Genomic DNA, 9,426 nt, shown 5'->3' with positions numbered 1-9,426 from the left:
GCTTCAAAGGAGGAATGTCGTGAACATTGAAGACGTGCGGCGCCAGGCTTTCGCCATGCCGCTCACCAGCCCCGCCTTTCCGCCCGGACCGTACCGCTTCATGCGGCGCGAGTTCATGGTGATCACCTACCGCACCGACCTCGACGCCTTGCGCGCCGTGGTGCCCGAGCCGCTTGAGGTGGTCGAGCCGCTGGTCAAGTACGAGTTCATCCGCATGCCCGACTCCACCGGCTTCGGCGACTACACCGAGTCGGGCCAGGTCATCCCGGTGCAGCTGCGCACCGCGCGCGGCCTCGAGCAGGGCGCCTACGTGCATGCGATGTACCTGAACGACCATCCGCCGATCGCGGGCGGGCGCGAACTCTGGGGCTTCCCGAAGAAGCTGGCCTCGCCGCAGTTCGACTACGAGACCGACACCATCGTCGGCACCCTCGACTACGGCAAGCTGCGCGTGGCCAAGGCCACCATGGGCTTCAAGCACCGCGCGCTCGAGCCCGGCCCGATCCTTGCAGGCATCGCGCAGCCCAACTTCCTGCTCAAGATCATTCCGCACGTGGATGGCACGGCGCGCATCTGCGAGCTGGTGCGCTACCACATGGTCGACGTCACGCTGCACGGTGCCTGGACCGGCCCGGCCTCGCTCGAGCTGCATCCGCATGCGCTCGCGCCGGTGGCCGAGCTGCCGGTGCGCAAGGTCGAATCGGCCGTGCACTACATCGCCGACATGACGCTCGCGCTCGGCACGGTCGAGCACGACTACCTCGCCCCTTCCTCTTCTTCGCAACCCTAACCCAAGGAACCAGCATGCAACTCAAGGACAAGGTCGCCTACATCACCGGCTCGGCCAGCGGCATCGGCAAGGAGATCGCGATCCTCTTCGCGCAGGAAGGCGCGAAGATCGTCATCGCCGACCTCAACAAGGAAGCGGCCGACGCCACCGCGGCCGAGCTCAAGGCCACGGGCGCGCAGGCCATCGGCGTGGCGGTCGACGTGACCAGCGAGGCGCAGGTCGACGCCTCGGTCGAAGAGGCCGCCAAGGCTTTCGGCGGCATCGACATCCTGGTGAGCAACGCCGGCATCCAGATCGTGCATCCGGTCGAGGAGTTCAGCTTCGCCGACTGGAAGAAGATGCTCGCGATCCACCTCGACGGCGCCTTCCTCACGACCAAGGCCTGCCTCAAGCACATGTACGCGCAGGGCCGCGGCGGCAGCGTGATCTACATGGGCTCGGTGCACTCGAAGGAAGCCTCGCTGCTCAAGGCCCCCTACGTGACGGCCAAGCACGGCCTGATCGGCCTCGCGAAGACGGTGGCCAAGGAAGGCGCCAAGCACGGCGTGCGCGCCAACGTGATCTGCCCGGGCTTCGTGCGCACGCCGCTGGTCGAGAAGCAGATCCCCGAGCAGGCCAAGACGCTGGGCATCAGCGAGCAGGAAGTCATCAAGAACGTGATGCTCAAGGAAACGGTGGATGGCGAATTCACCACCACCGACGACGTGGCGCGCGTGGCGCTGCTGTTCGCGGCCTTCCCGACCAACGCGCTCACCGGCCAGTCGCTGGTGGTGAGCCACGGCTGGTACATGCAGTGAGCGCGATCGCCGCTAGAGCTTGAGCGACCAGGTCTCGCCGACCAGTTGCTGTCCGAAGCCCTCGTAGGCTTCGGACTTCTCGAGTTCGAAGCCGCGCTTCGCATAGATCGCACGCGCGGCCATGAGGCAGCTGTTGGTCCACAGCACCATCTTGCGGTAGCCCCTGGCGCGCGCGAAGGCGATGCATTCGTCGGTGAGTCGGCCGCCCAGGCCGAGGCCGCGCGCGGCGGGCGTGAGCAGCAAGAGCCGAAGCTGCGCGGTGGTGGCCGACTTTCGCACAACGAAGATCGCGCCCACGCGCTCGCCGTCGAGTTCGGCGATCCAGCCCTTGTCCCATTCGGGCTGGAACTTGCGGAGGTACTGCGCCACGATCTCCGCGACCAGCGCCTCGAACTCGCTGTTCCAGCCGTACTCGCGCGCATAGAGCTCGCCGTGCTGCTGCACCACCCAGCCCATGTCGCCGGGCCTGGGGTCGCGCAGCACCACCGTGCGCGTGGGCGCGCGCGGTGCCGCAGGGTCGAGCAGGCGCTCGATCCGTCCCATGGCCTCGACCACCTGTTCGCGCTCGCGCGGCGGCAGTGGCGCGAGCAGGGCGGCGGCTTCCTCGCGCGACTTCTGCTGCAGCGGCGCGAAGGCGGCGTGGCCGGCCCCGGTCAGGGTCAGCAGGCTCTGGCGCGCGTCGCGCGGGCTCGGCGAACGCACGATCCAGCCCTCGGTCTCGAAGCGCTTGAGGATGCGGCTCAGGTAGCCGCCGTCCAGGCCCAGTTCGCGCGCGAGATCGGTCGCGACCAGCGCGTCGCGGTGCGCGAGTTCGTAGAGCACGCGCACCTCGGTCAGCGGCAGCGCGCCGCCGAGGTAAGGCTCGAGCACGCCGGAGCGGCGCGTGAAGAAGCGGTTGAAACGGCGCACCGCCTTGACGGCGTCGGCGGGAACGGCGGGGGATTCGGTGGTCGGCATGGAGCGACTGTGCGCCAATTGATTGATAAAAGCAAGCAATTGAATGACTGAGGATTGGTATGTAAACGGGGCGAGCCTGGGCCGAAGCCCCTAATCGAGACGCCGCGCCACCGCTTTCACGGGACAGGAAGGGTGGAAAACCCTAAAATCGCGGGTTACCCATCGCAGCCGCATCTCTCGTTTGTCTTCGAGGCCGCCTGCCGCACCACCCCCATTTGATGAACGCCCCCGTCGACGTCTCCTTTTTCGCGCGCGCCGCCAAGCCGCTGACCAGCTACCGCAAGTACTGGGCAGCCCGCTTCGGCACGGCGAAGTTCCTGCCGACCACGCGCCAGGAGATGGAGGCGCTCGGCTGGGACAGCTGCGACGTGGTGATCGTCACCGGCGACGCCTATGTCGACCATCCGAGCTTCGGCATGTCGGTGATCGGCCGCATGCTCGAGGCGCAGGGCTTCCGCGTGGGCATCATCGCCCAGCCCGACTGGCAGAGCGCCGAGCCCTTCAAGGCGCTCGGCAAGCCGAACCTGTTCTTCGGCGTGACCGCCGGCAACATGGATTCGATGATCAACCGCTACACCGCGGACCGCAAGATCCGCAGCGACGACGCCTACACGCCCGGCGACGTCGGCGGTTCGCGGCCCGACCGCGCGGCCATCGTCTATTCGCAGCGCTGCAAGGAAGCCTGGAACGACGTGCCGATCGTGCTCGGCGGCATCGAAGGCAGCCTGCGCCGCATCGCCCACTACGACTACTGGCAGGACAAGGTCCGCCGCTCGATCGTGGTCGATTCGAAGTGCGACCTGCTGCTGTACGGCAACGCCGAGCGCGCCATCGTCGAGATCGCGCACCGCCTCGCGGCGCGCGAGCCGGTGCACCAGATCGACGACGTGCGCGGCACCGCCTACGTGCGCCGTGAAACGCCCGAGGGCTGGTTCGAGATCGATTCCACCAGCGTGGACGAGCCGGGCCGCGTCGAGGCGCACGTCAATCCCTACCTGATGGTCTCGGACCAGGCCAAGGCCAACGGCGCGAGCTGCGCGCGCGAGGACGAGGCCGAGGCCGTCGCGAAGGCGGCCGAGGTCGCCGGTTCGCCGGCCGTGGCCTCCGCGGCGGTCAACCCCGCCATCAAGCCGCTGCAGTTCGTGCCCAATCCCGCGCTGCAGGGCCGCGGCAAGACCAAGGTGCCGCCGCGCGACCGCTCGGTGATCCGCCTGCCCTCGTACGAGCAGGTGCGCGCCGATCCGGTGCTCTATGCCCACGCCAACCGCGTGCTGCATCTCGAGACCAACCCCGGCAATGCGCGCGCGCTGGTGCAGGCGCATGGCGAGGGCACGACCGCGCGCGACGTCTGGATCAACCCGCCGCCGATCCCGCTGACCACGGCCGAGATGGACCACGTGTTCGACCTGCCGTATGCGCGCAGCCCGCATCCGCGCTATGCCGACGAGAACGGCAGCCACGACGGCGCGACCAAGATCCCGGCCTGGGAGATGATCCGCTTCAGCGTGAACATCATGCGCGGCTGCTTCGGCGGCTGCACCTTCTGCTCGATCACCGAGCACGAGGGCCGGATCATCCAGAGCCGCTCGGAAGACTCGATCATCAAGGAGGTCGAGGCCATCCGCGACAGCGTGAAGGGCTTCACCGGCACCATCTCCGACCTCGGCGGCCCCACGGCCAACATGTACCGCATCGGCTGCAAGTCGCCCGAGATCGAGGCCGCCTGCCGCAAACCCAGCTGCGTGTACCCGGGCATCTGCCAGAACCTCAACACCAACCACGATCCGCTGATCAAGATCTACCGCCGCGCGCGCGCGCTGCGCGGCATCAAGAAGATCCTGATCGGCTCGGGCCTGCGCTACGACCTCGCCGTGCAGTCGCCCGAGTACGTGAAGGAACTGGTGCAGCACCACGTGGGCGGCTACCTGAAGATCGCGCCCGAGCACACCGAGCAGGGCCCGCTCAGCAAGATGATGAAGCCCGGCATCGGCAGCTACGACAAGTTCAAGCAGATGTTCGAGAAGTACTCGGCCGAGGCGGGCAAGAAGCAGTACCTGATCCCGTACTTCATCGCCGCGCATCCGGGCACCAGCGACGAGGACATGATGAACCTCGCGATCTGGCTCAAGAGGAACGGCTTCCGCGCCGACCAGGTGCAGACCTTCTACCCGAGCCCGATGGCCACGGCCACGACCATGTACCACAGCAACCGCAACCCGCTGCGCAAGATCACGCGCGAGAGCGAGACGGTGGACATCGTGCGCGGCGAGAAGCGGCGCCGGCTGCACAAGGCCTTCCTGCGCTACCACGATGCCAACAACTGGCCGCTGCTGCGCGAGGCGCTCAAGGCCATGGGCCGCGCCGACCTGATCGGCAACGGCAAGCATCACCTGATCCCGACCTGGCAGCCGCTGACCGACGGCGGCTACACCAGCGCGCGCCGCAAGAACTCGACCAGCGCACCCGCGACCAAGACCGCCAAGGCCGCGCCGGCCGTGAAGCTGCCGATGGTCAAGCCCTCGAAGGGCCGCATCCTCACGCAGCACACCGGGTTGCCGCCGCGCGACACCGGTTCGGGCCGCCCCTCGGCCAAGCCCGCCGGCGCCAAGCCCTCGGCGCGCAAGGTGCGCTGAAGCGGCGGGCGATCCCGCTGCGGCGATCGCCCCGGCCGCCATGGCACAGCAACGCATCCTCCTGGCCACCGACCCGCGCTGGCGCGTCGAGCGCGTGCGTTCGCACGCGACCGCGCCGCAATGGAGTCCCGTCTACACCGCGCCCTCGGGCCGGCTCGTGCTGCCCTTCGATGCCGTCGCGATGGAGTTCCGCGGCGACGACGGCCACGGTGCCTGGATCGATGCGCTGACGGCTCTGCGCGTCGCGCCCGCGCAGCGCTACCAGTTGCGCCCCCAGGCGCGCGAGCCGCGCTGCAGCGTGGTCGTGAGCGCCGCCGACGGCGTGGCCGACGCGCCCTGGACCGGCGACGCGGCCCAGCGCCTGTTGTCGCCACGCGCCCTGTATCGGCTGCGCCTGCACTGGCGCCGCCTCGAAGCGGGGCTCGATGCCGTCGATGCCACGCCGCAATTGATAGCCGACGCTCTCGCGGCCGGTGGTCTCGCGCACAGCGAGGGCGCCGTGGGCCGAGCGCGGCGCTGCCTGGCGGCGGAGGCGGCGGAAGGCCGCACGTTGTCGCTGCACGAGCTGGCGGAAGCCGCCAGCAGTTCGCCGTTCCATCTGGCGCGCAGCTTTCGCCGCCGCACCGGCCTGAGCCCGCACCAGTACCGGCTGCACCTGCGGCTGGCCGCCGCGCTCGCGCAGCTCGATGCCGGCGAGCGCGACCTCGCGGGTCTGGCGCACGCGCTCGGCTTCTGCAGCCAGAGCCACCTCGGCGCGCTGTTCCTGCGCGAGGTCGGCGTGACGCCCGGCGAGGCGCGCCGCGCGCTTCACGCCGCGTAAGTCCGCACGCAGCTGCGCAGGATCCTGATAGCGCCGCCAGGCGCGCACGGCCAGACTGGCCGCATGAACCGATCCCTTCCCTGGACAGGCGTGCTCGCCGCGCTCGCCACCGCGCTGATCGGCAGCGGCTGGCAGATCGTCTCGCGCCATGGCGTCACCACCTCGCTCGGCCCGCTGGAGCTCGCGGTGCTGCGCTATGCGATTCCCGCGCTGGTGCTGCTGCCGGTGGCGTGGGCCTCGCGCGCGGTGCTGTGCGCGCTGCCGGCACGGCAGGGGCTGCTGCTGGTGCTCGGCGGCGGCCTGCCGTTCGGGCTGGTGGCGATGGCCGGCGCGCAGTGGGCGCCGGCCGCCCACATGGGCGTGTTCGTGGCCGGCAGCGTGCCGCTGTTCACCGCGCTCGGCGGCTGGTGGCTGGACGGCGAGCGGCCGGCGCGCTCGCGCTGCCTCGGGCTGGCGCTGATGGCCGCGGGGCTCGCGGTGTCCGGCCTCGGCGGGCTGGCCGCGACCGCCTCGGCATGGCGCGGCGACCTGCTGTTCCTGCTCGCCGCGTTGCTGTGGTCGGGCTACACCCTGGCGCTGCGCCGCAGCGGGCTCACGGCCTGGCAGGGCGCGGCCGCGATCAACCTCGGCTCGACGGTGCTGCTGCTGCCGCTGCTGTGGATCGCGGGCGCGCCCCGGCTGCTGAGCGCGCCCCTGCGCGACGTGGCGCTGCAGGCCGTGGGACAGGGACTGTTCGCGGGCCTGCTCGGGCTTGCGCTCTACGGCGTGGCCGTCGCGCGGCTGGGCGCGGCGCGCGCCTCGCTGTCGGGCGCGCTGGTGCCGCTGATGACCGCCGTGGGCGCGGCCTGGCTGCTGCGCGAGCCGCTCACGGCCTCGACCTGGATCGCGCTCGCGCTGGTGCTGCCGGGCGTGGCATTGGCCGGCGGCGCCTGGGCTACGCGTACTGCATCTCTCCGTTCCCGAACGACCAGTTCTCCTTGACCACCTCGACCAGGCTGATGAACACGTCCTCGCGCCGGATGCCGAGCTGCTCGTGCAGCCCGTCGGCCACGCGCCGGTAGAAGGCCTTCTTCATCTCGATGCTGCGGCCCTGGTTCAGCGTGATCTGGATCAGCACGAAGCCCGCCGAATACTCGATGCCCAGGTAGCTGCGCGGATGCACGAGCTGCCCCGGCGAATGGCGCGCGATGACCTGGAACTTGTCGTCCTCGGGAACGTTGATGGTCTCGGTCATCACCTGGTAGATGAGATCGCCGATGGACGGGCCTAGCGTCTCGGGAGCGGTGTCGGGGAGGTCGATGCGGACGAGGGGCATGGTGTCTTCCTTGGCGAGCGGGAGGCGCTTGGCGCGATTGTGGGCGCGTCCGTGCCGGCGTGCAGGAAGCAGGGCGCGGGAAGCGCCCGAGCACGCGAAAGGCCGCGCCGTTGTATGGTGTGGCCCGATGAGCATTTCGTTCTACCGGTCGGGCCCCGGCATGTTCTCGCCAGCGCGGCGCCTGGGGCGTGCCTGTGGCGCCGTCCTGTGCGGCTGGCTGCTGGCGAGCGGCCTGCAAGCCACCGCCGCTCCCACCGCCAGCGAAGCGGCTGCCGGCGAAGCGCCCGCGCAGGCTTTGCGTGCCCAGCACCGGCAGCTCAAGGACAAGCTCGAACGCAACAGCTTCGGCCGTCCGATACAGCTCGACTCGATCGAGACGCCCGGCGGGCTGCAGGGCGACGTCTATGCGGTGGTCGAGCATCCGCTGTCGGAGGTCGGCAGCGCGCTCAAGGGCTCGGCCAACTGGTGCGAGCTGATGCTGCTGCACGTCAACAACCGGCGCTGCCGCGTCAGCGGCGCACCGGGCCGCGAGACGCTCACGCTCTACGTGGTGCGGCGCTACGACAAGCCGGTCGACCAGGCCTTCGAGCTGCCCTTCGCCTACCGCGTGGCGAGCGCGACGCCCGAGCACCTGATGATCGACCTGTCGGCCGCCAGCGGCCCCTTCGGCACCAGCAACTACCACGTCACGCTGGAGGCGGTGGCGCTCGACGAGCGCAAGAGCTTCCTGCACTTCAGCTACAGCTACGACCACAGCCTGATGGTGAAGCTCGCCACCCAGGCCTACCTCGCGACCTTCGGGCGCGACAAGGTCGGCTTCACCGTGGTGGGGCAGGCGCCCGACGGCAAGCCCGAGTACATCCGCGGCATGCGCGGGCTGGTAGAGCGCAATGCGATGCGCTATTTCCTCACGCTCGACGCCTACCTCGCGGCCGATGCCAAGGGCCAGTCCGAGCAGCGCCAGCGCCACTGGTTCGCGGCCGCCGAGCAGTTCCCGCGCCAGCTCCACGAGATCGACCTCGACACCTACCTCGCGCTCAAGCGCGAGGATCGGCAGCGCGAGGGACTGGGCCGCTGAGCGCCGCCGTGCCGGCCCTGGCCGGCGGCAGCCGCAGGTGCCGCGTGGCGCCGGCCGTGCGCATCACGGCCGACAGCAGCGAGCGGAACCACAGGTGGCCCGGCGCGCGCTGGTGGCGCGCATGCCAGAGCTGGTAGAAGCGCATCGGCGGGAAATCGAGCGGCGCCGGCACGATCGCCAGCGGCAGCAGGGCGGCGTAATGCTGTGCGAAGTGCCGGCTGGTGGTGAAGATCAGGTCGGTGCCGGGCAGGAGCTGCGGCGCCATCGAGAAGTAGGGCACCGTCACGGTCGGCGTGCGCGCCAGGCGCAGCGTGGCCAGGTGGCTCTCGACCACGCCGCGCTGCAGGGTGCTGTAGAGCTGCGGCACCACGTGAGCGCCGTGCAGGTAGTCGCTCGACGTGAGGCCCCGCGCGCACGGGTGGTCGCGGTCGACCAGGCAGACGATCTCGTCCTCCATCAGCAAGGTGGTGTGCAGGTGCTCGGGCGGCTGCGGCCAGTTGCCGACCACCACGTCGAGCGAGCCGTCGGCCAGCGCGGCCTCGACATCGAACTCGGGCCCGAGCGGATGCATGAACAGGCGCGCGCCCGGCGCGGTGCCGCGCAGGTACTGCACCACCGCGGCCATCAGCGGCGGCGCCAGGTAGTCGGGCGTGCCGAGGTGGAAGGTCAGCCGCGTGGTCGCGGGATCGAAGCTGTCGGCCGGCGCGAGCAGGGCGTCGATCTCGCCGAGCACCACGCGCACCGAGGCCTCGAGCCGCAGCGCGCGCTCGGTCGGCACCATGCGCTGCTTGTCCTTCACCAGCAGCGGGTCGCCGAAGATCTCGCGCAGCCGCTTGAGCGCGGTGCTCACGGCCGGCTGCGACTGGTTGAGCCGCGTGGCGGCGCGCGAGACGCTGCGCTCGGCCAGCAGCACGGCGAAGACGCGCAGCAGGTAGGTGTCGAAAGGATCGTTGGCGCGGGACATGGAGGAAGGGCGCTGCACAGCTTTGGTGCCGAGCCATCGCGCGGGCCCGGCGCTTTGCTATGCCGCGCATAA

General features: G+C 70.1%; 9 protein-coding genes. 6 read left to right on the top strand and 3 right to left on the bottom strand.

Features of this window, described 5'->3' with window-relative positions; translation table 11 throughout:
• Positions 1–19: 19 nt before the first annotated feature.
• Both ACODT0_RS27790 and ACODT0_RS27785 read left to right on the top strand, forming a co-directional pair.
• A complete protein-coding gene (locus ACODT0_RS27790) occupies positions 20–790 on the top strand; it encodes an acetoacetate decarboxylase (protein WP_261210898.1) in 771 nt (256 codons plus the stop codon).
• Positions 791–804: 14 nt separating this feature from the next.
• A complete protein-coding gene (locus tag ACODT0_RS27785) occupies positions 805–1,587 on the top strand; it encodes a 3-hydroxybutyrate dehydrogenase (protein WP_261210897.1) in 783 nt (260 codons plus the stop codon).
• Positions 1,588–1,599: 12 nt separating this feature from the next.
• Here ACODT0_RS27785 and ACODT0_RS27780 read toward each other — a convergent pair whose 3' ends face one another.
• Complete coding sequence (locus ACODT0_RS27780) at positions 1,600–2,544, bottom strand: bifunctional helix-turn-helix transcriptional regulator/GNAT family N-acetyltransferase (RefSeq protein WP_489042818.1); 945 nt, start codon at positions 2,542–2,544, stop codon at positions 1,600–1,602.
• Positions 2,545–2,762: 218 nt separating this feature from the next.
• Between ACODT0_RS27780 and ACODT0_RS27775 the strand changes: the two genes are divergently transcribed.
• The 3 genes from ACODT0_RS27775 to ACODT0_RS27765 all read left to right on the top strand — a co-directional run bounded on the left by ACODT0_RS27775 (position 2,763) and on the right by ACODT0_RS27765 (position 6,978).
• Positions 2,763–5,177 carry a YgiQ family radical SAM protein gene (locus ACODT0_RS27775; RefSeq protein ID WP_413763785.1) on the top strand — a complete coding sequence of 805 codons (2,415 nt, stop codon included), beginning with the start codon at positions 2,763–2,765 and terminating at the stop codon, positions 5,175–5,177.
• A 40-nt stretch (positions 5,178–5,217) separates the two neighbouring features.
• On the top strand, positions 5,218–5,997 hold the full coding sequence (locus ACODT0_RS27770) for a helix-turn-helix domain-containing protein (RefSeq protein WP_489042817.1): 780 nt from the start codon (positions 5,218–5,220) through the stop codon (positions 5,995–5,997).
• Positions 5,998–6,060: 63 nt separating this feature from the next.
• Positions 6,061–6,978: a DMT family transporter gene (locus tag ACODT0_RS27765; RefSeq protein ID WP_489042816.1), complete on the top strand. Its 918-nt coding sequence runs from the start codon at positions 6,061–6,063 to the stop codon at positions 6,976–6,978.
• Here ACODT0_RS27765 and ACODT0_RS27760 read toward each other — a convergent pair.
• Positions 6,932–7,312 (bottom strand): tautomerase family protein, encoded by a 381-nt coding sequence (locus tag ACODT0_RS27760; protein WP_057594276.1) that lies wholly within the window; start codon positions 7,310–7,312, stop codon positions 6,932–6,934. The genes ACODT0_RS27765 and ACODT0_RS27760 overlap by 47 nt on opposite strands.
• Positions 7,313–7,439: 127 nt before the next feature.
• On the opposite strand from ACODT0_RS27760, the gene ACODT0_RS27755 reads away from it, so the two are divergent.
• Positions 7,440–8,390, top strand: a complete 951-nt coding sequence (locus ACODT0_RS27755) for a hypothetical protein (protein ID WP_489042815.1) — start codon at positions 7,440–7,442, stop codon at positions 8,388–8,390.
• Here ACODT0_RS27755 and ACODT0_RS27750 read toward each other — a convergent pair.
• A complete protein-coding gene (locus ACODT0_RS27750) occupies positions 8,350–9,354 on the bottom strand; it encodes a LysR family transcriptional regulator (RefSeq protein WP_489042814.1) in 1,005 nt (334 codons plus the stop codon). The two genes, ACODT0_RS27755 and ACODT0_RS27750, sit on opposite strands and share 41 nt — an antisense overlap.
• Between the last annotated feature and the right edge of the window lie 72 nt (positions 9,355–9,426).

Source organism: Variovorax sp. FG153, assembly GCF_057809595.1.
Note: the sequence above shows the minus strand (reverse complement) of the source record. Positions and strands in the feature narration are given on the sequence as shown.

Coding starts and splice junctions, on each gene's coding strand:
- ACODT0_RS27755 (WP_489042815.1), top strand. CDS start 7,440: ATGAGCATTTCGTTCTACCGGTCGGGCCCCGGCATGTTCTCGCCAGCG.
- ACODT0_RS27765 (WP_489042816.1), top strand. CDS start 6,061: ATGAACCGATCCCTTCCCTGGACAGGCGTGCTCGCCGCGCTCGCCACC.
- ACODT0_RS27770 (WP_489042817.1), top strand. CDS start 5,218: ATGGCACAGCAACGCATCCTCCTGGCCACCGACCCGCGCTGGCGCGTC.
- ACODT0_RS27775 (WP_413763785.1), top strand. CDS start 2,763: ATGAACGCCCCCGTCGACGTCTCCTTTTTCGCGCGCGCCGCCAAGCCG.
- ACODT0_RS27760 (WP_057594276.1), bottom strand. CDS start 7,312: ATGCCCCTCGTCCGCATCGACCTCCCCGACACCGCTCCCGAGACGCTA.
- ACODT0_RS27780 (WP_489042818.1), bottom strand. CDS start 2,544: ATGCCGACCACCGAATCCCCCGCCGTTCCCGCCGACGCCGTCAAGGCG.
- ACODT0_RS27750 (WP_489042814.1), bottom strand. CDS start 9,354: ATGTCCCGCGCCAACGATCCTTTCGACACCTACCTGCTGCGCGTCTTC.
- ACODT0_RS27785 (WP_261210897.1), top strand. CDS start 805: ATGCAACTCAAGGACAAGGTCGCCTACATCACCGGCTCGGCCAGCGGC.